23 protein-coding genes are annotated in these 22,464 nt (G+C 66.8%); 14 read left to right on the forward strand and 9 right to left on the reverse strand.

The genetic code is table 11. The features are described 5' to 3' along the window. The 3 genes from tgt to queA all read right to left on the reverse strand — a co-directional run. A partial coding sequence (gene tgt / locus V6M63_RS18915; RefSeq protein ID WP_332744358.1) for a tRNA guanosine(34) transglycosylase Tgt occupies positions 1-774 on the reverse strand: 774 nt, incomplete at its 3' end. Between the two features lie 22 nt (positions 775-796). Then, the gene (locus V6M63_RS18920) at positions 797-2,011 is read right to left on the reverse strand and encodes a PQQ-dependent sugar dehydrogenase (protein ID WP_332744360.1); all 1,215 of its coding nucleotides are present in this window, start codon (positions 2,009-2,011) and stop codon (positions 797-799) included. 11 nt (positions 2,012-2,022) lie between these two features. Beyond that, positions 2,023-3,132 carry a tRNA preQ1(34) S-adenosylmethionine ribosyltransferase-isomerase QueA gene (gene queA / locus V6M63_RS18925; protein WP_332744362.1) on the reverse strand — a complete coding sequence of 370 codons (1,110 nt, stop codon included), beginning with the start codon at positions 3,130-3,132 and terminating at the stop codon, positions 2,023-2,025. Positions 3,133-3,204: 72 nt separating this feature from the next. Here queA and V6M63_RS18930 point away from each other — a divergent pair, with 72 nt between their 5' ends. The 4 genes from V6M63_RS18930 to ubiA all read left to right on the forward strand — a co-directional run bounded on the left by V6M63_RS18930 (position 3,205) and on the right by ubiA (position 8,041). Next, positions 3,205-5,541, forward strand: coding sequence for an ATP-dependent DNA helicase RecG (locus V6M63_RS18930; RefSeq protein ID WP_332744364.1), 2,337 nt, complete (start codon positions 3,205-3,207; stop codon positions 5,539-5,541). 118 nt (positions 5,542-5,659) lie between these two features. Next, positions 5,660-6,619, forward strand: coding sequence for a hydrogen peroxide-inducible genes activator (locus V6M63_RS18935; protein WP_332744366.1), 960 nt, complete (start codon positions 5,660-5,662; stop codon positions 6,617-6,619). Between the two features lie 35 nt (positions 6,620-6,654). Beyond that, positions 6,655-7,158 carry a Dps family protein gene (locus V6M63_RS18940; RefSeq protein ID WP_332744368.1) on the forward strand — a complete coding sequence of 168 codons (504 nt, stop codon included), beginning with the start codon at positions 6,655-6,657 and terminating at the stop codon, positions 7,156-7,158. Between the two features lie 10 nt (positions 7,159-7,168). Beyond that, on the forward strand, positions 7,169-8,041 hold the full coding sequence (gene ubiA / locus V6M63_RS18945; RefSeq protein ID WP_332744370.1) for a 4-hydroxybenzoate octaprenyltransferase: 873 nt from the start codon (positions 7,169-7,171) through the stop codon (positions 8,039-8,041). Between the two features lie 39 nt (positions 8,042-8,080). On the opposite strand, the gene V6M63_RS18950 is transcribed toward ubiA, so the two are convergent. The 6 genes from V6M63_RS18950 to V6M63_RS18975 form a co-directional block, all read right to left on the reverse strand. Then, complete coding sequence (locus tag V6M63_RS18950; protein ID WP_332744372.1) at positions 8,081-8,551, reverse strand: SRPBCC domain-containing protein; 471 nt, start codon at positions 8,549-8,551, stop codon at positions 8,081-8,083. Positions 8,552-8,609: 58 nt separating this feature from the next. Next, a complete protein-coding gene (locus tag V6M63_RS18955; RefSeq protein WP_332744374.1) occupies positions 8,610-9,032 on the reverse strand; it encodes a VOC family protein in 423 nt (140 codons plus the stop codon). A 127-nt stretch (positions 9,033-9,159) separates the two neighbouring features. Further along, positions 9,160-9,687, reverse strand: coding sequence for a GFA family protein (locus V6M63_RS18960; RefSeq protein WP_332744376.1), 528 nt, complete (start codon positions 9,685-9,687; stop codon positions 9,160-9,162). Positions 9,688-9,838: 151 nt separating this feature from the next. Further along, positions 9,839-10,666, reverse strand: coding sequence for a pyrroline-5-carboxylate reductase (gene proC / locus V6M63_RS18965; RefSeq protein WP_332744378.1), 828 nt, complete (start codon positions 10,664-10,666; stop codon positions 9,839-9,841). Positions 10,667-10,686: 20 nt separating this feature from the next. Next, positions 10,687-12,180 carry a glycerol kinase GlpK gene (glpK, locus tag V6M63_RS18970; RefSeq protein ID WP_332744380.1) on the reverse strand — a complete coding sequence of 498 codons (1,494 nt, stop codon included), beginning with the start codon at positions 12,178-12,180 and terminating at the stop codon, positions 10,687-10,689. A 21-nt stretch (positions 12,181-12,201) separates the two neighbouring features. Next, entirely contained in the window at positions 12,202-12,996 is a 795-nt protein-coding gene (locus V6M63_RS18975; RefSeq protein ID WP_332744382.1) for a DeoR/GlpR family DNA-binding transcription regulator, read from the reverse strand. 162 nt (positions 12,997-13,158) lie between these two features. Between V6M63_RS18975 and V6M63_RS18980 the strand changes: the two genes are divergently transcribed. From V6M63_RS18980 to rplE, 10 genes are all read left to right on the forward strand, one after another. Further along, positions 13,159-14,235 carry an ABC transporter ATP-binding protein gene (locus tag V6M63_RS18980; protein WP_332744384.1) on the forward strand — a complete coding sequence of 359 codons (1,077 nt, stop codon included), beginning with the start codon at positions 13,159-13,161 and terminating at the stop codon, positions 14,233-14,235. Then, a complete protein-coding gene (locus tag V6M63_RS18985) occupies positions 14,235-15,311 on the forward strand; it encodes an ABC transporter ATP-binding protein (protein ID WP_332744386.1) in 1,077 nt (358 codons plus the stop codon). The genes V6M63_RS18980 and V6M63_RS18985 overlap by 1 nt, the downstream gene beginning before the upstream one ends. Positions 15,312-15,372: 61 nt before the next feature. Further along, positions 15,373-16,266 (forward strand): carbohydrate ABC transporter permease, encoded by an 894-nt coding sequence (locus V6M63_RS18990; protein WP_332744388.1) that lies wholly within the window; start codon positions 15,373-15,375, stop codon positions 16,264-16,266. A gap of 71 nt (positions 16,267-16,337) precedes the next feature. Next, positions 16,338-17,150 carry a carbohydrate ABC transporter permease gene (locus V6M63_RS18995; protein WP_332744390.1) on the forward strand — a complete coding sequence of 271 codons (813 nt, stop codon included), beginning with the start codon at positions 16,338-16,340 and terminating at the stop codon, positions 17,148-17,150. 57 nt (positions 17,151-17,207) lie between these two features. Next, positions 17,208-17,516: a DUF2160 domain-containing protein gene (locus tag V6M63_RS19000; protein ID WP_332744392.1), complete on the forward strand. Its 309-nt coding sequence runs from the start codon at positions 17,208-17,210 to the stop codon at positions 17,514-17,516. Positions 17,517-17,606: 90 nt separating this feature from the next. Next, positions 17,607-19,340 (forward strand): ABC transporter substrate-binding protein, encoded by a 1,734-nt coding sequence (locus V6M63_RS19005; RefSeq protein WP_332744394.1) that lies wholly within the window; start codon positions 17,607-17,609, stop codon positions 19,338-19,340. Positions 19,341-19,410: 70 nt separating this feature from the next. Continuing rightward, positions 19,411-20,997: a glycerol-3-phosphate dehydrogenase/oxidase gene (locus tag V6M63_RS19010; protein WP_332744396.1), complete on the forward strand. Its 1,587-nt coding sequence runs from the start codon at positions 19,411-19,413 to the stop codon at positions 20,995-20,997. A 202-nt stretch (positions 20,998-21,199) separates the two neighbouring features. Beyond that, the gene (gene rplN, locus V6M63_RS19015; protein ID WP_056268999.1) at positions 21,200-21,568 is read left to right on the forward strand and encodes a 50S ribosomal protein L14; all 369 of its coding nucleotides are present in this window, start codon (positions 21,200-21,202) and stop codon (positions 21,566-21,568) included. A 9-nt stretch (positions 21,569-21,577) separates the two neighbouring features. Beyond that, entirely contained in the window at positions 21,578-21,898 is a 321-nt protein-coding gene (gene rplX / locus V6M63_RS19020) for a 50S ribosomal protein L24 (RefSeq protein WP_069045173.1), read from the forward strand. A gap of 2 nt (positions 21,899-21,900) precedes the next feature. Further along, positions 21,901-22,440, forward strand: coding sequence for a 50S ribosomal protein L5 (gene rplE / locus V6M63_RS19025; RefSeq protein WP_056269101.1), 540 nt, complete (start codon positions 21,901-21,903; stop codon positions 22,438-22,440). The last annotated feature ends 24 nt before the right edge of the window (positions 22,441-22,464 follow it).

Consider the following 22,464-nt stretch of genomic DNA (forward strand, 5'->3'; position numbering starts at 1 on the left):
TTCGGGCGTGCCCACGCCCATGAGGTAACGCGGCTTGTGCGCGGGCAGGCGGTGCGGCGTGTGCGCCATGATCTGCAGCATCTGCTCTTTCGGCTCGCCCACGCTCACGCCGCCGATGGCGTAACCGGGGAAGTCCATGGCGACCAGCGCGTCCAGCGATTCCTGGCGCAGGTGCTCGAACATGCCGCCCTGCACGATGCCGAACAGCGCGTTGGGGTTTTCCAGCCGGGCGAATTCGTCCTGCGAACGCTTGGCCCACCTCAAGCTCATCTCCATGCTCTTGCGCGCTTCCGCCTCGGTGGTGAGGTGGCCGTTGGTCTCGTACGGTGTGCACTCGTCGAGCTGCATCACGATGTCGCTGTTCAGGCCGGTCTGGATGTCCATGCTGACCTCGGGCGACATGAAGAGTTTGTCGCCGTTGACGGGGCTGGCGAAGGTCACGCCTTCTTCGGTGATCTTGCGCATGGCACCGAGCGACCAGACCTGAAAGCCGCCCGAGTCGGTGAGGATGGGCTTGTGCCACTGCTCGAAGGCATGCAGGCCGCCGAAGCTGTTCATCACCTCGCGGCCCGGGCGCATCCAGAGGTGGAAGGTGTTGCCCAGGATGATCTGCGCGCCCATGTCGTGCAGGCTTTGCGGCATCACGCCCTTGACGGTGCCATAGGTGCCCACGGGCATGAAGATGGGCGTCTGCACCTCGCCGTGGTTGAGCGTGAGGCGGCCGCGCCGGGCGTGGCTGTGCGGGTCGGTGGTGAGCAGGTCGAACTGGAGCATGGTGGGACTCTCTGGGGAATGTTCAGGGTTGGCGCGCGATGACGATCACGCTGCGGTTGCGGTCTTCGACGATCCACAGGCGGCCTTCGGCGTCGAAGGTGGTGCCCGCGGGCGAGCCCAGTGGGCGCACGCCCGCTTGTGCGTGCCAGCCGCTCACCAGGTCTTCGCGCGCGCCGCTGGGGCGGCCGTGTTCGTCGAGCCGCCAGGCCACGATGCGGTGGCCGTTCGCGCGGTAGCCATGCCAGACCGCGAGCAGGCGGCCGGCGAAGGGGCCGGTGGAAACGTGTTTCGGCGCGGTGAGCAACTGCAGCGGTGCCACGTGTGCCGGCCAGGCCGCGTGCGCCGCGACCTGATTGCCGCAGCGCGTCCGACCTTCGTAGCCGCGCGCCGGCACGGCCTTGCCACGCGCGTCGCTCACGCAATAGGGCCAGCCGTAGGACGCGCCGTCCTTCAATTCGTTGAGCTCTTCGGCGGGCAAGGTTGCATCGGTGTAGTCGATGGAGTTCTCCGCCTGCCACAGGCGCACCGTGCCGTCGCGCGCGCTGGTGCCGGCCAGGCCGAGCGAGTTGCGCAGGCCGGTGGCGAGGGGTTTGAAACTTTGCAGCTCAAAGTCGGCGCCCGCGAACATGGCCACGTAGACGGCGGCGCCCGGCTGCGGGCCGGTGAGGTCGGGGCAGGGCAGGGGTTGCTGCTGGTCGTCGCCCCGGCAGGCGTCGGTGAGCGAGCCCATGTTCACCAGCAGCCGGCCATCGGGCGCGAAGGCCAGTTCCTTGAGCGGGTGTGCGCCACCCGTGGGCAGGCCGGTGATCACGTCCTGTCGCTGCACGGTGTCGCCCACCGGTGTGCGCCACACGGTGCCGGCTTCGCCCACGTAGATGCGGCCGTCCGGGCCTTGGGCCAAACCGTGCGGGCGGTCCAGGCCGGTGGCGAGCACACGCACACGCCCGGGCTGGCCGCGCGCGATGTCGGTGCGCAGCTCGAGCAGGCGGCCCCGGCGCGGCTCCCAGTTGCCCATGTCCACGATCCAGAACCGGTGCGGTGCCACGGCCAGCAGGCGGCGCGGCATGCGCAGGCCGTCACGCGCGTCGGCCACCAGGCCCGCGCACCAGCCGGTGGGCACGCTCAGTGCCAGGCCCGGGTGCCCGTCGCACGTGGCCCTTTCGGCGTAACGCGGCCCGGCGGCCGGCGCGGCGTGCGACAGCAACAGTGCAACCAGGGCGAACAGGACGGCGCGCATCGCCTGGCTCCTCACGAACGGCGCAGCAGCATGGCGTCGCCATAGCTGAAGAAACGGTAGCGCTGCGCGATGGCGTGCTCGTACAGCGTGCGAATGCGGTCAAAACCGGCGAAGGCGCTCACCAGCATCATCAGCGTGGACTGCGGCAGGTGGAAGTTGGTGACCATCGCGTCCACCACCTGGAACTCAAAACCCGGCGTGATGAAGATGTTGGTGTCGCCCTCGGTCTGTCCTGACCGCGCCCAGCTCTCCAGCGTGCGCACGGTGGTGGTGCCCACGGCGACCACGCGGCCGCCGCGCGCGCGGCAGTCCGCGATCGCCTGCAGCGTCTCGGGTGGAATCGCATAGCGCTCGTGGTGCATCACGTGGTCTTCGATGCGGCCCGCTTTCATGGGCGCGAAGGTGCCCGCGCCCACGTGCAGCGTGACGCTGGCGCGCTGCACCCCGCGCGCGTCGAGCGCGGCCAGCACGGCTTCGTCGAAATGCAGCGCGGCGGTGGGCGCGGCCACCGCGCCGGGCACACGCGCGAACACGGTCTGGTAGCGGCGCTCGTCGTCGGCTTCATCGGTGTGGGTGATGTACGGCGGCAGCGGCACATGACCGTGGCGCGCCATCAGCTCATACGGTGTTTCGTCCGCCGGACCGTGCAGGCGGAAACGGAACAACTGGCCTTGTTCGTCCGGCCAGCGGCCGAGGAAGACCGCGTCGAACCCACCGCCGCGCAGGCCGCCCGCCATGTGCAGCCGGCCGCCGGGTCGGGGCTTCTTGCTCACGCGCAGGTGGGCCACCACCTCGTGTGCCGAGCCGTCGCTGGCTTCATGCGGCAGCAGCACGCGCTCGATCAGCATCTCCAGCTGGCCCCCGCTGGCCTTCTGGCCAAACAACCGGGCCTTGACCACCTGCGTGTCGTTGAACACCAGCAGATCACCTTCGTTCAGCAACCCGGGCAGCGCGCGAAAGATGCGGTCCACCGGCGCGCCAGCGGTGCCGTCGAGCAGGCGCGAGGCGCTGCGCTCGGGTGCGGGGTGCTGGGCGATCAGCTCGGTGGGGAGGTGGAAATCGAAATCCGCGACGGTGAATGCGCGCGTGGGGAAGTTCGCGGGGGAAGCGGTGTGCGTCATGCTGCTTGAGGGCTGGACGAAGCCCGTGCCAAGTGAAAAGGAAGGGTGAAGCGATGCGGGCAGAATTGTCCCATGCCCGATGCCACCCCCGCCCGCAAGCCACTCTCTGCCCCGCAGAAGGCCTTGCACCGGCTCGGGCTGGTGCGCGACATCGACCTGGCGCTGCACCTGCCGCTGCGCTACGAGGACGAAACCCGCATCATCACGCTGCGCGAGGCGCGCGACGGGCAACTGGCGCAGATCGAGGGCACGGTCACGCGCAGCGAGATCACGCAGCGCCCGCGCCGCCAGCTGCTGGTGACGCTGGACGACGGCACCGACACCTGCACGCTGCGCTTCTTCAACTTCTATCCCGCGCACCAGAAGACGCTGGCCGTGGGCGCGCAGGTGCGGGTGCGTGGCGAGCTGCGCGGCGGCTTTCTGGGCTGGACCATGGTGCATCCCGCATTCCACGCGGCTGGCGGCGAACTGCCCGATGCGCTCACGCCGGTGTACCCCACCAGCGCGCAATTGCCCCAGGCCTACCTGCGCAAGGCGGTGGCCAGTGGCCTGAACCGCGCCGACCTCGGCGAGACGCTGCCGCCCGCGCTGCTGGGTGGTCTGCACGCCGTGGTACGCGGCACCTGGACGCTGCGCGATGCGCTGCGCTACCTGCACCACCCGGGACCGGACGTGTCGCTGGACGCGCTCGAAGACCGCAGCCACCCGGCCTGGCAGCGCCTCAAGGCCGAGGAACTGCTGGCGCAGCAGCTCTCGCAGTTCACGGCCAAGCAGGAGCGCGCGGCCTTGCGCGCGCCGGCCCTGCGCGCCACGCGCGGCGGCCTGCACGAGCAGTTGCTCGGCGTGCTGCCGTTTGCGCTCACCACCGCGCAGCGCCGCGTGGGCGAAGAGATCGCCCGCGACCTGCTGCGCCAGGTGCCGATGCACCGCCTGCTGCAGGGCGACGTGGGCTCGGGCAAGACGGTGGTGGCCGCGCTGGCCGCCGCCATCGCCATCGACGCGGGCTGGCAGTGCGCGCTGATGGCGCCGACCGAGATCCTGGCCGAGCAGCACTTCGCCAAGCTCATCGGCTGGCTGGAACCGCTGCTCGCGCCGCTGGGCAAACGCGTGGCCTGGCTCACCGGCAGCCAGAAGAAAAAGCAGCGCGGCGAGATGCTCGCGCTGATCGCCAGCGGCGAGGCCGCGCTGGTGGTGGGCACGCACGCCGTGATCCAGGACCAGGTGGTGTTCAAGAACCTCGCGCTGGCCATCATCGACGAGCAGCACCGCTTCGGCGTGGCGCAGCGGCTGGCCTTGCGCAGCAAGATGGGTGCTGCCACGCCAGCGGGGGAGCCCAGCCCAGAACACCGCGGAACCGGCTCTGCCGGGTCGCAGGTGTTGCCCCTTGAGGGGCGGAGCGGCTACGCGCAGCGAGCAAGCGATGGGGGGGAGCCCCATCTCCTCATGATGACGGCCACGCCGATCCCGCGCACGCTCGCCATGAGCTACTACGCCGACCTCGACGTCTCCACCATCGACGAACTGCCGCCCGGGCGCACACCCATCGTGACCAAGGTGGTGGCCGACAGCCGCCGCGCCGAGGTGATCGAGCGCATCCGCGGCCAGCTTGCGCAGGGCCGTCAGGTGTACTGGGTCTGCCCGCTGATCGAGGAGAGCGAGGCGATCGATCTCTCGAACGCGACCGCCACACACGCCGAACTCAGCGCGGCGCTCAACAGCCCTGCAGTGCCTTTCCGGGGAGCGGTGTCCCTGTCCATGGCACCCGAGGGTCCGGCTTTGCCGGCCCAAGGGCGCGTCCCCCCTCCCAGCGCTGGAGGCGCGCCAGAGAGGGGGGAAGCCGCGTCAGCGGCGCAGGGGGGGGCTACTGTTACCGTGGGCCTGCTGCACTCGCGCATGCCGGTGGCCGAAAAGAAGGCGGTGATGGCGCTGTTCACGGGCGGACAGATGGGCGTGCTGGTCTCGACCACGGTGATCGAGGTGGGCGTGGACGTGCCCAACGCCTCGCTGATGGTGATCGAACACGCCGAGCGCTTCGGCCTTTCGCAGCTGCACCAGTTGCGTGGGCGCGTGGGCCGCGGCGCCGCGGCTTCGGCCTGCGTGCTGATGTACACGCCGCCCGATGGCGGGCGCCTGGGCGAGACCGCGCGCGAGCGCCTGAAGGCCATGGCCGAGACCAGCGACGGCTTCGAGATCGCGCGCCGCGACCTGGAGATCCGCGGCCCGGGTGAATTCCTCGGCGCGCGCCAGTCGGGCGCGCCGCTGCTGCGGTTTGCCGACCTCGCCACCGACACCCACCTGCTCGAATGGGCGCGCGCTGCCGCGCCGGTGATGCTGACCGAGTACCCGGACCTGGCCGAAAAACACATCGCCCGCTGGTTGGGCGGCAAGGCGGAGTTCCTCAAAGCCTGAGGCGTCCGAAGCGCGTGTCTCCTTCGAGCACACGCCGTGGAACCGGCTTTGCCGGGCCACTGGCGTGGTCCCCCCGGGGGGAAGACGCGAAGCGGCGCAGGGGGGGCACAATATCTTCATGACCCTGACCGAACTCAAATACATCGTGGCCGTGGCGCGCGAAAAGCACTTTGGCAAAGCGGCCGAGGCCTGTTTCGTTTCGCAGCCCACGCTCTCGGTGGCCATCAAGAAACTCGAGGAAGAGCTGGAGCTCAAGATCTTCGAGCGCAACGCCAACGAGATCAGCGTGACGCCGCTGGGCGAAGAGATCGTGCGTCAGGCGCAGACCGTGCTGGAGCAGGCCGCGGCCATCAAGGAAATCGCCAAGCGCGGCAAGGACCCGTTGGCCGGCCCGCTCAAGCTGGGCGTGATCTACACCATCGGCCCCTACCTGCTGCCCGACCTGGTGCGCCACGTCATCGACCGCACGCCGCAAATGCCGCTCATGCTGCAGGAGAACTTCACGGTGAAGCTGCTGGAACAGCTGCGCCTGGGCGAGATCGACTGCGCCATCCTGGCCGAGCCGTTTCCCGACACCAACCTGGCCATTGCCCCGCTGTACGACGAGCCGTTTCTGGCCGCGGTGCCGCACACGCACCCGCTCGCCAAACAAGACCTCATCACCAACGAAGAACTCAAGCGCGAGACCATGCTGCTGCTGGGCACGGGCCACTGCTTCCGCGACCATGTGCTGGAAGTTTGTCCGGAGTTCGCGCGCTTCTCGAACGACGCCGAGGGCATCCGCAAGAGCTTCGAAGGCTCGTCGCTGGAGACCATCAAGCACATGGTGGCCGCCGGCATGGGCGTGACGCTGGTGCCACGCCTGTCGGTGCCCTCGTCGGCGCTCGAAGGCTCGGCCACGCCGGGGTTGGACTTCGGCGATTCGTCCTACGTGCGTTACCTGCCGTTCGAAGGCGAGCCGCCCACGCGCCGCGTGGTGCTGGCCTGGCGGCGCAGCTTCACACGCTACGAAGCCATCGCCGAGCTGCGCAACGCCATCTACGCCTGCGAACTGCCGGGTGTCAAACGCCTTTCGTAACCTCCGATTTTTCAACCATCCCTCAGGAGTTCCCCATGGCCAAAACCGCCAGCAAAGTCAGCGCCCCCACCATCAACATCGGCATCAACGACAAAGACCGCGCCGCCATTGCCAAAGGCTTGTCCAAGCTGCTGGCCGACACCTACACGCTGTACCTGACCACGCACAACTTCCACTGGAACGTGACCGGGCCGATGTTCACCTCGCTGCACACCTTGTTCATGACGCAGTACACCGAGCTGTGGACAGCCGTGGACCCGGTGGCCGAGCGCATCCGCTCGCTGGGCCACGCCGCCCCGGGCAGCTACGCGCAGTTCGGCAAGCTCAGCTCGGTGCCCGATGTGCCAGCCACGCCACCCAAGGCCATGGAGATGGTGCGCATCCTGGTGCAGGGCCACGAAGCGGTGGCGCGCACGGCGCGTGAGCTGTTTCCCGTGGTCGACAAAGCCGGTGACGAGCCCACCGCCGACCTGCTGACGCAGCGCCTCACCGTGCACGAGCAGACCGCCTGGATGCTGCGCTCGATTCTTGAGGAGTGATCTTCTGACCATGGTCGCTGCGACGTCTCCGGCGCCTTCGCGCCTCTCGCTGTACCTTGACCTGATCCGCTGGAACCGGCCGGCGGGCTGGCTGCTGCTGCTCTGGCCGTCGTTGTCCGCTTTGTGGGTGGCGGCCGGCGGGTTTCCCGGTTGGCATCTCCTGGCCGTGTTCGTGCTCGGCACCATCCTCATGCGCAGCGCGGGCTGCTGCGTGAACGACGTGGCCGATCGTGAATTCGACAAACACGTGAAGCGCACGGCGCAGCGCCCCGTGACCTCGGGCAAGGTGTCGGTGCGTGAAGCGCTGGCGCTGGGCGCGGTGCTGGCGCTGGTGGCCTTCGCGCTGGTGCTGACCACCAATACGCCCACGGTGCTGTGGTCGTTCGCAGCGCTGGCCATCACGCTGGCGTATCCGTACGCCAAGCGGTTTGTCTCCATGCCGCAGGCCGTGCTGGGCGTGGCCTTCAGTTTCGGTGTGCCCATGGCGTTTGCCGCGGTGCAGGCGCAGGTGCCGCCGCTGGCGTGGGTGCTGCTCGCGGGCAACCTGTTCTGGGTGCTGGCCTACGACACCGAGTACGCCATGGTCGACCGCGACGACGACCTGCGCATCGGCATGAAGACCTCGGCGATCACGCTGGGCGACGCCGACGTGCCGGCCGTCACCGCGTTCTACCTCGTGTTCCTCGCGGTCTGGACGGCCGCGCTGTGGACGGTGGTGAATCCCTGGGTGTGGGGCGCCATGATGGTGGTGGCGCTGGCCCAGGTGGTGTGGCACTTCAGCCTGATCAAGGACCGCAGCCGCGACGGCTGCTTCAAGGCCTTCCGGCTCAACCACTGGCTGGGGTTCACCGTGTTTGTGGGCGTGGTGCTCGGGTTGGTTTGAGCGTGCTGCGTTTCGGTCGTGGGCTCGACCGAAGGGTGGTCAGGCCTCGCGTTTTGTTGACGCGGCGGACGCAGCGATCAGTTCCGCCTTTGCCCGGACGAGGTTCGCGGACTTCCCCGACTCCAGCAATGTCTTCAAGTCGCACAGCACGATGCTGAAGCCTTCCGTGGCATTCACCACCTGATCGACCGCGTCGTTGCCCGAGAAGCCTTGAGCTTCCACGGCGACTCGGGTTTTGCCCGGAGGCTGCTCGGAAAACGCCAAGCGAACCTTCACTCCATCTGACCAGGTGAACGCGATGAGCCTTGCCGGCTGAAACTCGTCAACCACTGCGGTCTCGACGGCACCGGGAACCAGGAAGTGCCAGGTCACCTTCGCATTCCTGGACAGCGGCGCACTGGTCGACGCCAGCCAGAATTGCGTGATCTTGCCTGGATCGACGAAAGCGTTGAATGCCTCTTCAATGGGGCAGTTGATCAGCTGCGATGCCTTGGCCACGGGATTCGTCATGCAGTGTCTCCAGTTGGGCGCTGCCGTTCGCCAGCGCGGAGCCGAGATCTGAGTCGGCTCAGCCCAGTGACGCCAATCCGGGATTGAACGCCACCTCCCACAGATGGCCGTCCGGGTCGAGGAAGTAGCCTGCATGGCCGCCATAGGCCGTGGCCTGCGCAGCCTTGGCAACCTTGGCGCCCGCGCGCGCCGCCTCCTGCATGACAGCATCGACCTCTGCTGGCGAAGCCACGTTGTGGGCGATGGAGAACTCGGTGGAACTTGACGCCTGCAACGGCAGCGTACTGTCGGCGGCCAGACTCTTGCGTGGCCAGAGCGCCAGCTTCAAACCATGCTGCAAGTTGAAGAAGGCAACGGCCCCGTTCTCGATCCCGGTGCCGATGATGCCCTTGGTGGCGAAGCCAAGGCCGTCGCGATAGAAGGCAACTGCGCGTTCGAGGTCGTCGACGGCAAGCGTGATGAGCGTGATGTGTGGATTCACGATGCGAACCTCCAGAGGGCCGGTTTGCGATGCCTGACATGGCGCCTTGGCCGCGCGGTGCAACATAGAACCACAACGCCTCGCGGTCAAGGTGCCATGCCGATGGGCGTCGGCCTCGAGCGAAGGGTCAGGTGTCACCGCGTCGCTCACCTTGGCCCACGCGGATGGGAGAGGTGAGCTTCTTGTTCTGATGCCATTGCGCGAGCGACATGTCCGGATACCGCTCGAAGCGCGAATCATCGGGCTTGCCTTCGATCGTGACCCAGGGCGCTTTGGATCCAACCATGCAGTGCACATGCTCGGGAGGCACTGGAAGGGGCGTGTCGATGGCACCCGCGTGGGGATGCACCAGTTCAGGCCATGTGGGGTCCCAGAGCCACAACGCGCTTCCGCAGTGTGCACAGAAGTAGCGTCGCGCGGTGCTCAGATGCGTGCCGGAACCACCGTCGTTTGGCAAGCGGGCGCGGTAGATGCGCAGGTGGCGCTTTCCGTTGACCTTCATGCTTCGCGTGACGGCGCCCAGATTGATGGCGTAGCCACCCGCTCCGGCGGTCTTTCGGCAAACCGAGCAATAGCACCGCATGAAGGGAACAGGCTCGGCTGAGTCGACTGTGAACTTGATCTTGCCGCAATGGCATGAGCCTTCGAGCTTCACTGCGTTCTCCTTGGCGATCGTGTTGAGCCGCCGCCGCGCTGCGGTGTGTGGATGATACGAACAACCGCCTCGGCGGGCGGCTGGAATACACGGTTGGCCGCGAATGGCAAATTGACCGCAGAACACAAGGCATCCGCGAGCCGCGCGAGGCTTACCTGCCGAATTCGCGGCCGAGTTCTTCTGCCCGCTTCTGCGCGGCGAACAGCGCCTCTTCGAACTTCGTCTTCACGCCCGCCGCGTCCATGGACGTGAGCGCGGCGTAGGTCGTGCCGCCCTTGGACGTGACGCGCTCGCGCAGCGTCTGCGGCGGATCGTCGGAGCGCTGGGCCAGCGTGGCCGCGCCGACGAAGGTGCCCACCGCGAGCTGGTAGGCCACCTCGGGCGGCAGGCCCATGCGGGCGCCCGCGTCGCGCATGGCTTCGAGGAAATAGAACACGTAGGCCGGGCCTGAGCCCGAGAGCGCGGTGACAGCGTCGAGCTGTTCCTCGGCCGCCACCCACACCAGATCGCCGGTGGTCTTCACCACGGCTTCCACCAGCGCGCGGTCGGCGGCACTGGCTCCGTCGCGGGCGAACAGGCCCGTCATGCCCAGGCCGACGAGCGCCGGCGTGTTGGGCATGGCGCGCACGATGCGCTGCGTCTGCAACCAGCCGGCCATGCTGTCGCTGGTGATGCCGGCGGCCACGCTCAGGTGCAGCGCGTTGGACAGATGCGGCTGGCTGGCGAGTGCGGCGTCCTTGAAGGTCTGCGGCTTGACGGCCCAGACCACGAGGTCGGACGGCTTGAGCGCGGGGCCGGCGGCCTGCAGCACGGTGACGCCGGGGAACTGCTGCGCCAGCTTCACGCGCTGTTCGTCCCAAGGCTCGACGATCTGCAAGGCGCTGGCCGGATGGTTCTGACGAATCAGGCCGCCGACGATGGCGCTGGCCATGTTGCCGCCGCCGATGAAGGTGATGGTGGGGTGGGTGGGGGTGTTCATCGCGCCATTGTCGCGCGCCGTCAAGTTGCCACGGTCTGTCGAACGGCATGCTCCCACTGCGCCATTTTTTCAGCGGCACGCTCGCGGGACAGCGTGGGGTGGAAGGTGCGCTCGGCGCGCCACTGCTTCGAGAGTTCGTCCAGCCCGCCGTACACGCCGCTGTGCAGGCCGGCGAGATACGCCGCGCCGAGCGCGGTGGTCTCGATCACCGCCGGCCGCACCACCGGGATGCCCAGCAGGTCGGCCTGGATCTGCATCAGCAGGTCGTTCACGCAGGCGCCGCCGTCCACGCGCAACTCGCTCACGGGCACGCCGCCGGCGGCCACCGCGTCGCGGCTCATTGCGTCGAGCAGGGCTGCGCTCTGGAAGGCGATGCTCTCCAGCGCGGCGCGCGCGATGTGCGCGATGGTGGTGCCGCGCGTGAGGCCGGTGATGCTGCCGCGCGTGTCGGGTTGCCAGTAGGGCGCGCCCAGACCGGTGAAGGCGGGCACCAGCACCACACCGCCGGCGTCGGGCACGCTCTCGGCGAGCGCCTGCACCTCGCTGCTGGACTGGATCGCGCGCAGGCCGTCGCGCAGCCACTGCACCACCGCGCCACCGATGAACACGCTGCCTTCGAGCGCGTACTGCTGAGGTCCTGGCGGCTGCGCGGTGGCGGTGGTGATGAGGCCGTTCTGGCTGACCTGGAAACGCTCGCCGGTGTGCATCAGCATGAAGCAGCCGGTGCCATAGGTGTTTTTGGCCATGCCGGCGGTGAAACAGGCCTGGCCGAACAGGGCGCTCTGCTGGTCGCCGGCCACGCCGCCGATCTCCAGCGGCGCGCCCAGCCACTCGGCCTTCATCTGGCCGAAATGCGCGCTCGAGGGCAGTGCCTCGGGCATCAGGCTTTTCGGGACGTCGAGCAAGGCCAGCAGCTCGTCGTCCCATTCGCGGGTGTGCACGTTGAACAGCATGGTGCGCGAGGCGTTGCTCACGTCGGTGACGTGGCGCTCGCCGCCGGTGAGCTGCCAGATCAGCCAGCTGTCCACCGTGCCGAAGGCGAGTTCGCCGCGCTCGGCCTGGGCGCGCGCGCCGGGCACGTGGTCCAGGATCCACTTGAGCTTGGTGCCGGAGAAGTAGGCGTCGATGCGCAAGCCGGTTTTTTTCAGCACGGTATCGCTCGAACCGCGCTCGCGCAGTTCGGCGCAGGTGCTCTCGGCGCGGCGGTCCTGCCAGACGATGGCGTTGTAGACCGGTTCGCCGGTCAAGCGGTTCCACACCAGCGTGGTCTCGCGCTGGTTGGTGATGCCCACGGCCACGATCTGCCCGGCGCTCAGGCCGGCCTGTTTCAGCGCTTCGCGCGCCGTCTCCAGCTGCGTCTGCCACAGGTCGCGCGGGTCGTGCTCGACCCAGCCGGGTTGCGGGTAGATCTGGCGGAACTCGCGCTGCGCCATGGTGACGACGCGGCCAGCGCGGTCGAACACGATGCTGCGCGAACTGGAGGTGCCCTGGTCCAGGGCGAGCAGGTAGGTCATGGTGTTTTCCGGGAAGAGGGGTCAGGCGATGGCCGCGTCGTTCGGGGTGCCCACACCGGCGATCACGCATTCGACGTTGCCCGCGGCCAGCAGGTCGTGGAAGGGGGGCGGCGGTGGCAGGTCGGTGAAGACCACGTCGAGGTCGTCCAGCCGCGCGAGCTCGACCATGGCGGGGCGGTTGAACTTGCTGTGGTCGGCCGCGAGCCAGACTTCGCGCGACTGCTCGACGATGGCGCGCGCGACCTTGACCTCGCGGTAGTCGAAGTCGCGCAGCGTGCCGTCGGCCTCGATGCCGCTGATGCCGATCAGGCCGATGTCGACCTTGAACTGGCGCATGAAGTCCACCGTGGCTTCGCCCACGATGCCCTGGTCGGCGCCGCGCACCAGGCCACCAGCCACGATCACCTCGCAGTCCGGGTTGGTGCTCATGAGCGAGGCGATGTGCAGGTTGTTGGTGATCACGCGCAGGCCGCGGTGGTGCTGCAGCTCGCGCGCCACCGCCTCGATGGTGGTGCCGATGTTCATGATCAGCGAGCAGCCGTTGGGCACACGGCGGGCCACGGTGCGCGCGATGCGCGCCTTGGCGTCGGACTGCATGGCCTGGCGCTGGCGGTAGGCGATGTTCTCGGTGGTCGAGCCGGGCAGGCGCACGCCGCCGTGAAAGCGCGAGAGCAGGCCGGCCTCGGCCAGGCGCTGCACGTCGCGGCGCACCGTTTGCAGCGTGACACCGAAACGCTCGGCCATGGCTTCGATGGTCTGTGGGCCGTGGGCGCGCACTTCGTCGAGCAGCTGGGTGTGGCGGGGGTTGAGGTTCATCGGTTGTGAGGTGGGGCAAGCGGGCCATCCGAACATAACGGAAATTTTTTTCGCCCCGATCAGGGTAAGTACCGAATAAAAAGGAACATAAACGAACAATAGAATCCAGCAAACGAAATGCCATCCGATCATGGGTGTGCGGTTTTTCACGCTGGGAATCGAATGCAGCTTTCTCTGGAGCATGTGGGCAAGACCGTCGGGCCTGCCGTCCACCTCTACCCCCAAAGCCTGAACCTGGCCCCTGGCGCCGTGACGGTGTTGCTGGGTGCCACCCAGGCCGGCAAGACCAGCCTGATGCGCGTCATGGCCGGGCTGGACGTGGCGAGCACCGGCCGGGTGCTGGTCGATGGTGCGGATGTGACGCGCATGTCGGTGCGTCAGCGCAACGTGGCCATGGTCTACCAGCAGTTCGTCAACTACCCCTCGATGACGGTGGCGCAGAACATCGCTTCGCCGATGCGCCTGCGCGGTGACCGCGACGTGGACCAGAAGGTGCGCGACATCGCCGCGCGCCTGCACATCGACATGTTCCTGGACCGCCTGCCGGCGGAGCTCTCGGGCGGCCAGCAGCAGCGCGTGGCGCTCGCGCGCGCGCTGGCCAAGCAGGCGCCGCTGATGCTGTTCGACGAGCCGCTGGTGAACCTGGACTACAAGCTGCGCGAAGAGCTTCGCGAGGAACTCACCCACCTGTTCGCCACCGGCGACTCCACCGTGGTCTACGCCACCACCGAGCCGGGCGAGGCGCTGCTGCTGGGCGGGTACACCGCGGTGATGGATGCCGGGGAGCTGCTGCAGTACGGCCCGACCGCCGAGGTGTTTCACCAGCCGCAGAGCATCCGCGTGGCGCGCGCCTTCAGCGACCCGCCGATGAACCTGATGGCCGCCGAAGCGGTGGCCGGTGGTGTGCGGGTACAGGGCGGCGAGGTCTGGCCCTTGCCGTTGCCGGCCGACGCGCCCACGCGCCTCACGCTGGGCCTGCGCGCCGGTGGCCTGCGCGTGGTCGCCAGGCCGGGCGACGTGGCCTTGCCCGGGCGCGTGGAACTGGCCGAAATCGCGGGCTCCGACACCTTCGTGCACGTGCACACCCTCGTGGGTGAGCTGGTGGCCCAGCTCACCGGTGTGCACGTCTGCCCGTTGGGCGACCCGATCACGCTCTACCTGCAGCCCGACAGCCTGTTTGTCTTTGATGCCGACGGCCCGCTGGTGCGCTCGCCGGCGCGTCCCGGAAAGGCCAGCTGATGGCACGCATCGAACTCGACTTGGCACACGCCTACAAGCCGCACCCGAAAGCGGACGAGGACTACGCGCTGCTGCCGCTGAAGATGACGTTCGAGGACGGCGGCGCCTATGCGCTGCTCGGCCCCTCGGGCTGCGGCAAGACGACGATGCTCAACATCATCTCGGGCCTGCTCGTGCCCTCGCAGGGCACGGTGCGCTTCGATGGCCAGGATGTCACACGCCAGAGCCCGCAGCAGCGCAACATCGCGCAGGTGTTCCAGTTCCCGGTGATCTACGACACCATGACCGTGGCGCAGAATCTGGCGTTTCCGCTGAAGAACCGCAAGGTGCCCGAGGCGGAAATCAAGCTGCAGGTGGGGCGCATTGCCGAGATGCTGGAGATGAGCCACCAGCTCGACATGCGAGCGGCGGGCCTCTCAGCCGACCAGAAGCAGAAGATTTCTCTCGGCCGCGGCCTGGTGCGCTCGGACGTGTCGGCCGTGCTGTTCGACGAGCCCCTGACCGTGATCGACCCGCACCTGAAATGGCAGCTGCGGCGCAAGCTCAAGCAGATCCACCACGAGCTCAAGCTCACGCTGATCTACGTGACGCACGACCAGGTGGAGGCGCTCACGTTCGCCGACGAGGTGGTGGTGATGACGCGCGGTCGCGCGGTGCAGGTGGGCGCGGCCGAGGCGCTGTTCGAGCGGCCGGCGCACACCTTCGTGGGCCACTTCATCGGATCTCCGGGCATGAACTTCCTGCCCGCGACCAGCGTGCGCGGTGGTCTGGTGGTGCTGGACAAGCCGCTGGCGCTCACCAACGGTCGGACCCTGCCCGAGGGACCGCTCAAGCTCGGCATCCGCCCCGAATACCTCGCGCTCGGCCAGGCCGGCGAGCCCAACACCTTGCCCGCGACGGTGACGCGCGTGCAGGACATCGGCACCTACGTGATGGTCACCCTGGAAGCCGGTGAACACCGGCTCAAGTGCCGCCTGGCACCCGAGGCCGCCGCGCCGGTGGCGGGCGAGACGGTGCATTTGCGGGTGCTCGGCGAGCACACCTGCTTCTACCAAGACGAGGCACTCATCGCATGAGCACCGCACCGGACCGCCCCAAGCAAGCTCGCACCGCAGTGCGCAGCACGGAGGTTTTTGAATGAGCAATACGACCAAACCCGTGAACCAGAAAGCCTGGTTCCTCGTGCTGCCCGTCATCGTCTGTGTGGCCTTCTCGGCCATCCTGCCGCTGATGACGGTGGTGAACTACTCGGTGCAGGACATCTTCTCGCCCGAGCGGCGCGTGTTCGTCGGCACCGAGTGGTTTGCCGCCGTGATGCGCGACGAAGAGCTGCACCTCGCGCTGTGGCGGCAGATCCAGTTTTCGCTGGCGGTGTTGCTGGTGGAGATCCCGCTGGGCATCGCGTTGGCGCTCTCCATGCCCGCGCAAGGCTGGAAGTCCTCGGCCGTGCTGGTGCTGGTGGCGTTGTCGCTGCTGATCCCGTGGAACGTGGTCGGCACGATCTGGCAGATCTTCGGCCGCGCCGACATCGGCCTGCTCGGCTACTTCCTGCAGTGGGTCGGCATGGAGTACAGCTACACCGGCAACTCCACCCACGCCTGGTGGACGGTGCTGGCCATGGATGTCTGGCACTGGACACCGCTGGTGGCGTTGCTGGCTTTTGCGGGCCTGCGCAGCATTCCCGACGCCTACTACCAGGCCGCCAGCATCGACGGCGCCAGCAAGTGGGCGGTGTTCCGCTACATCCAACTGCCCAAGATGCGCGGCGTGCTCATGATCGCGGTGCTGCTGCGCTTCATGGACAGCTTCATGATCTACACCGAGCCCTTCGTGCTCACCGGCGGCGGCCCCGGCAACGCCACCACCTTCCTCTCGCAGTACCTCACCACCAAGGCGGTCGGCCAGTTCGACCTCGGCCCGGCGGCGGCGTTCTCCCTCATCTACTTCCTCATCATCCTGCTGTTCTGCTTCGTGCTCTACAACTGGATGCAGAGCCTGGGCACATCGGAAAAGGAGCAGGGCCATGGATGATTTTTCGCCGAGCCGCCTCAAGAAAAATCACTCCCCCCTGGGGGGACGGCGCGCAGCGCCAAGGGGGCTCCATGGATAACCGACGCTTCAGAAAGAGGACGCTGTTCCTCATCGCCTACCTGATCTTTGCTTTGTTGCCCATCTACTGGATGGTCAACATGAGCTTCAAGACCAACCAGGAAATCCTGTCGGCGTTCACCTTGTGGCCGGCCGAGTTCACCTGGGCCAATTACAAGACCATCTTCACCGACCCGTCCTGGTACTCGGGCTACATCAACAGCCTGATCTACGTCGGCATCAACACCGTGATCTCGCTCACTGTGGCGCTGCCGGCGGCCTATGCGTTCTCGCGCTACCGCTTCCTGGGCGACAAGCATGTGTTCTTCTGGTTGCTGACCAACCGCATGACGCCGCCCGCGGTGTTCCTGCTGCCGTTCTTTCAGCTCTACACCACGCTCGGCCTGATGGACACACACATCGCCGTGGCCATGGCGCACCTGCTGTTCAACGTGCCGCTGGCGGTGTGGATTCTCGAAGGCTTCATGAGCGGCATCCCGCGTGAGATCGACGAGACGGCGTACATCGATGGCTACAGCTTCCCGCGCTTCTTCTTCACCATCTTCCTGCCGCTGATCAAGGCCGGCGTGGGCGTGGCGGCGTTCTTCTGCTTCATGTTCAGCTGGGTCGAACTGCTGCTGGCGCGCACGCTCACCAGCGTCAACGCCAAGCCCATCGTGGCCACCATGACGCGCACGGTGAGTGCCAGCGGCATGGACTGGGCCACGCTGGCCGCGGCGGGCGTGCTCACCATCGTGCCGGGCGCGATCGTCATCTGGTTTGTGCGGCATTACATCGCCAAGGGCTTTGCGATGGGGCGTGTTTGAAACTTTGCGGGTCAGACCACGCGCAGCGTGCTCTGACCCCAACTGACTGGGGGTTTTATGTTTACGTGGATGGTCTGGACCACACCGGTGGCCGTTTTCTTCACCTGCATCGTGCTCATGCTCATCGGCATGACCGTGTGGGAAATCAAGTCGCCCACGGTCGAGCGCAAGGGTTTCCTGCCCATGGTCACCACACGCGGTGACCGCCTCTTCATCGGCCTGCTCGGTGCGGCCTACATCAACCTGGCCTTCATCGGCCTGGCGGGCTGGCTCACGCAATGGCTGTCGCTGGAGCAGGAGCCCAGCATCTGGATCTCCTTCGTCGCGTCCATGGCCTGGCTGCTGCTGGCGCTGCGCAAGGGCTGATCGCTCCATGGTCTTCGGTATTCGGCCCATTGCTTCCCCGGGGCCGAGACCTGTCACACACCGGGGAAGCACACCGATCGAGGAGACAACATGAGATTGCGACACACCCCTCTGGCCCTGGCAGCGTTGCTCGCCATGGGCTCCTTGCCCGCCTGGGCCGACGAGGCCGCAGCCAAGAAGTGGATCGACAGCGAGTTCCAGCCCTCCACCCTGAGCAAGGCCCAGCAGGCCGCCGAGATGAAGTGGTTCATCGACGCCGCAGCCAAGCTCAAGGCCAAGGGCGTGAGAGAGATCTCGGTGGTCTCGGAGACCATCACCACGCACGAGTACGAGAGCAAGACGCTGGCCAAGGCCTTCACCGAGATCACCGGCATCACCGTCAAACACGACCTGATTCAAGAAGGCGACGTGGTCGAGAAGCTGCAGACCTCGATGCAGTCGGGCAAGTCGATCTACGACGGCTGGATCAGCGACTCCGACCTGATCGGCACGCACTACCGCTACGGCAAGATCATGAACCTGACCGACTACATGACCGGCAAGGGCAAGGAGTACACCAACCCGGGTCTGGACATCAAGGATTTCATCGGCACCAGCTTCACCACCGGCCCCGACAAGAAGCTCTACCAACTGCCCGACCAGCAGTTCGCCAACCTCTACTGGTTCCGCGCCGACCTGTTCGCGCGCCAGGACCTCAAAGACAAGTTCAAGGCCAAGTACGGCTACGACCTGGGCGTGCCATTGAACTGGAGCGCCTACGAAGACATTGCCGCCTTCTTCAGCGAAGACGTCAAGACCATCGACGGCAAGCCGATCTATGGCCACATGGATTACGGCAAGAAGGACCCGTCCCTGGGCTGGCGCTTCACCGATGCCTGGCTCTCGATGGCCGGCACCGCCGACGTCGGCATCCCCAACGGCAAGCCGGTCGATGAGTGGGGCATCCGCGCCTCGGCCGACGGCTGCACGCCACTGGGCGCCAGCGTCTCGCGTGGGGGTGCCACCAACTCGCCCGCCGCCGTGTACGCGCTCACCAAGTACGTGGACTGGATGAAGAAGTACGCGCCCAAGGAAGCCACCGGCATGACCTTCGGTGAAGCCGGCCCGGTACCCGCCCAGGGCCAGATCGCGCAGCAGATCTTCTGGTACACCGCCTTCACCGCCGACATGACCAAGCCCGGCCTGCCGGTGGTCAATGCCGACGGCACGCCGAAGTGGCGCATGGCGCCCGGCCCGAACGGCCCGTACTGGAAGCAGGGCATGCAGAACGGCTACCAGGACGTGGGCTCGTGGACCTTCTTCGAGAAGCACGACGAGAACAAGACCGCCGCGGCCTGGCTGTACGCCCAGTTCGTGACCGCCAAGACCACGTCGCTCAAGAAGACCATCGTCGGCCTGACCCCGATCCGCGAGAGCGACATCCAGAGCAAGGCCATGACCGACATGGCGCCCAAGCTCGGCGGTCTGGTCGAGTTCTACCGCAGCCCGGCGCGCGTGGCCTGGACGCCCACTGGCACCAACGTGCCCGACTACCCCAAGCTGGCCCAGCTCTGGTGGCAGAACGTGGCCCAGGCCGTGACCGGCGAGAAGACGCCGCAGGCCGCGATGGACAACCTGGCCGAGCAGATGGACCAGGTCATGGGCCGCCTGGAACGCGCCGGCATGGAGCGTTGCGCACCCAAGCTCAACCCGAAAGGCGACCCCAACAAGTACCTGAGCGACACGGCAGCGCCCTGGAAGAAACTGGCCAACGAGAAGCCCAAGGGCGAGACCATCGCCTACGACCAGCTGCTCAATGCATGGAAGAATGGCAAGGCCCGTTGATCTGATGCATCGATTTTTGTAGCAACCCACCCTCTGCGCCACCCTGGTGCAGAGGGTCACCCCTCTTTCCATGAAACGCGCAGAACTGTTTGAATCGCTGCCCCACCACGGTGTGTACGACCTGGCGGTCGTCGGTGGCGGTGCCACCGGCCTCGGGGTGGCGCTCGATGCTGCTCTGCGCGGCTTTTCCGTCGTGCTGCTGGAGTCGCACGACTTCGCTGGCGGCACATCATCCCGTTCCACCAAGCTGCTGCACGGTGGCGTGCGTTACCTCGCGCAGGGCAACCTGGCCCTGGTGCGCGAAGCCCTGGCCGAGCGCGCCACAGTGCTGCGCATCGCGCCGCATCTCGCGCAGCCCTTGCCTTTCGTCATGCCGTCCTACCACTGGTGGCAGACCCCGTTTTACGGCATCGGCCTCAAGTTGTACGACCTGCTGGCAGGCTCCGCGGGACTCGGGCGCACCGAATTCCTCAGCCGCGCGCAGACTCTGCAGGCCTTGCCGGGGGTGAATCCCGATGGGCTGCGCGGCGGCGTCAAGTACTGGGACGGCCAGTTCGACGACGCGCGCCTGGCGCTGGCGCTTGCCCGCAGCGCCGAGGCCGCCGGAGCCCATGTCTTGAACTACGCCGAAGTGACGGCGGTGCGCCAGCTCGCCGGGGGCGATGCCCCGCTGTCGGCGCTGGATGTGAGCGACCGGCGCGGCGGCGGCACATGTCAACTGCGGGCGCGCTGCGTGGTCAACGCCACCGGCGTCTGGGTGGATGCTCTGCGAGACCACACCCAGCCGGCGGCCACCCAGGGCGCGCCCTCGCGCATGGTCAGCCCCAGCCAGGGGGTGCACGTGGTGGTTGACCGCGATTTCATGCCCGGCGGCCATGCGCTGCTGGTGCCCAAGACGCGCGACGGGCGCGTGCTGTTCGCCGTGCCGTGGCTCGGCAAGCTGGTGCTGGGCACCACCGACACCCCCCGCCGCGACCTGCCGCGCGAACCCGATGCCTTCGCCGAAGAGCTCGAATTCATCCTCAGCGAGGCCAGCCAGGCGCTCAGCCGCCCCGTGCGCCGCGAGGACATCAAAAGCCTTTGGGTCGGCCTGCGCCCACTGGTGGCCGCGCCCGCGGCGGCCGAGGGTGGCACCAAGGTGCTGTCGCGCGAACACACCATCGTGGCCGATGCCAACGGCCTGATCACCGTGACCGGGGGCAAATGGACCACCTACCGCGCGATGGCCGAGGATGTGCTGGAGCGCTGCTTCGCCAGCCAGCTCCTGCCCCGGCGTGCAGGCGGGCAGAGCGCTTCTCACGTATTGAGAGGCGCCGCTGCCGTGGCCGGCCCTGCGACGCCCCTGCACGCGGCGCCCGGCCTGCACCTGTATGGCTCCGATGGGGCGCTGGTGAACGACTGCCCCGGCACGCACAACGTGCTGGGGGCGGGCTTGACCGAGGCCATGGTGCGTTACGCCGCGCGTTTCGAGCACGCGCAGACGGTGGAGGACGTGCTCGCCCGGCGCTCGCGCATCCTGTTCCTGGACGCTGCCGAGGCCGCCCGACTGGCGCCCGCCGTGGCCGACATCCTCCAGCAAGAGCTGGGCACGGACCCGGAACTGCAAGCCTTTTTGAACCTGTGCGCCCGATATCTGCCGGCGTCCAACGCGATTTAGAGGTATTTCACAGGCCAGCGCGTTGACAGTCCGCTGAAACCATGTGATACTGCGCGGCTTCGCTCCAAAAAAGCGAGGCAATCTGCCCACTCGGAAGGGATTGGATCTGGCTTTTAGCCACTTCTGGTTCTCGACGACGGGCCCAAGACTGATCACTCCCGGCCGTGGTGGCTGGGGGGATTCAAGTTGGGACTTAAATCAAATGATCCAAACGCAATCTCGACTCGATGTTGCCGACAACACGGGTGCCAAGTCCGTGATGTGCATCAAGGTGCTCGGCGGCTCCAAGCGGCGTTACGCCAGCGTGGGCGACGTCATCAAGGTCACCATCAAAGAAGCAGCGCCCCGTGGCCGCGTCAAAAAAGGCGAGGTTTACAACGCTGTGGTGGTTCGCACCGCCAAGGGCATCCGTCGTCAAGACGGCGCTCTCATCAAATTCGACGGCAACGCAGCAGTGTTGCTCAACGCCAAGCTGGAGCCCATCGGCACCCGCATCTTCGGACCGGTGACGCGCGAGCTGCGCACCGAAAAGTTCATGAAGATCGTGTCGCTGGCGCCCGAGGTTCTCTGAGGAATCATCATGAACAAGATTCGCAGTGGTGACGAAGTCATCGTGATCGCAGGTCGCGACAAGGGCAAGCGCGGCAAGGTCGTGCTCCGTGCCGACGACAGCAAGCTGGTCGTCGAAGGCGTGAACATCGTCAAGAAGCACGCCAAGCCGAACCCCATGAAGGGTGTGACCGGCGGCATCATCGAAAAAACCATGCCCATCCACCAGTCCAACATCGCCATCTTCAATGGCGCCACGGGCAAGGCGGATCGCGTGGGCATCAAGCTCCTGGCTGACGGCAAGAAAGTGCGCGTCTTCAAGTCCAGCGGCGAAGAAATCAAGGCGGCATGACCATGGCACGTTTGCAAGACATTTTCCGCGACACCATCGCGCCCAGCCTGGTGGAGAAGTTCGGCTACAAGTCGATCATGGAGGTGCCCCGCATCACCAAGATCACGCTGAACATGGGCGTGAGCGAAGCCGTTGCCGACAAGAAGGTCATGGACAACGCCGTGGGCGACCTGACCAAGATCGCCGGCCAGAGGCCTGTTGTGACCAAGGCCCGCAAGGCCATCGCCGGTTTCAAGATCCGCGAGCAGCAGGCCATCGGTTGCATGGTGACGCTTCGCGGCGCCAAGATGTACGAATTCCTGGACCGCTTCGTCACCGTGGCGCTGCCCCGTGTGCGCGACTTCCGTGGTATCTCCGGTCGTTCGTTTGATGGCCGTGGCAACTACAACGTCGGCGTCAAGGAACAGATCATTTTCCCTGAGATCGAGTACGACAAGGTTGACGCCTTGCGCGGTCTCAACATCAGCATCACGACGACCGCCAAGAACGACGAAGAGTGCAAGGCTCTTCTGGCTGGTTTCCGTTTCCCGTTCAAGAACTGAGGTGGCGCGTGGCTAAACAAGCAC

The sequence above is a fragment of the Hydrogenophaga sp. genome, from assembly GCF_036675665.1.
Taxonomy (GTDB): Bacteria; Pseudomonadota; Gammaproteobacteria; order Burkholderiales; family Burkholderiaceae_C; genus Hydrogenophaga.